This window comes from Roseateles sp. P5_B10, assembly GCF_056400485.1.
In genome coordinates, this window is the sequence record NZ_JBFULE010001663.1 from 1 (window position 1) to 567 (window position 567).

General features: G+C 63.5%; 1 protein-coding gene. It reads right to left on the reverse strand.

From position 1 onward, the window contains the following. Window positions 1-80: 80 nt before the first annotated feature. Window positions 81-567, reverse strand: a 487-nt coding sequence (locus tag AC1DU6_RS35200) for a (2Fe-2S)-binding protein (RefSeq protein WP_477863202.1), incomplete at its 5' end; no start/stop codon positions are given.

Sequence of the window (567 nt, forward strand, 5' to 3'; positions counted from 1 at the left end):
GGCCAGCAATCGCTTGGCATTCGGGCGCGGCACCGAGCGGCCGATATAGGAGTTCGGACGATCCAGTGGGGTTAGCACGCTCATGCGCCGACCTCCTCGGATGCCTGATCAATCACACCTGCATCGCGGTCGCGCGCGACCTTCTCGATGGCATCGACGATGGCTTCATAGCCGGTGCAGCGGCAGTAATTTCCAGATAGCGCTTCGCGAATTTCCTCACGCGTCGGCACGCCCGGCTGTGACAGCAGGCTATGCGCGGTCATCAGCATGCCCGGCGTACAGAAGCCGCATTGCAGGGCGTTGCGCTGATGAAATGCCTCCTGAAGATCGGCAATCGCAGTGCGCTCGGTGAGACCTTCGACGGTCTCGATGGCCGCCCCGCTCGCCTGCACCGCGAAGGTCAGACAAGAATGTACGACGCGGCCATCCAGAATAACCAGACAGGCGCCGCAAACGCCCATCTCGCAGCCGGTATGGGTGCCGGTCAGCTCCAGCGTCTGGCGCAGGAAATCCGCCAGCGTGACGCGCGGCGCGATGCTGTGCGACACCTCAGTGCCGTTCACCGTC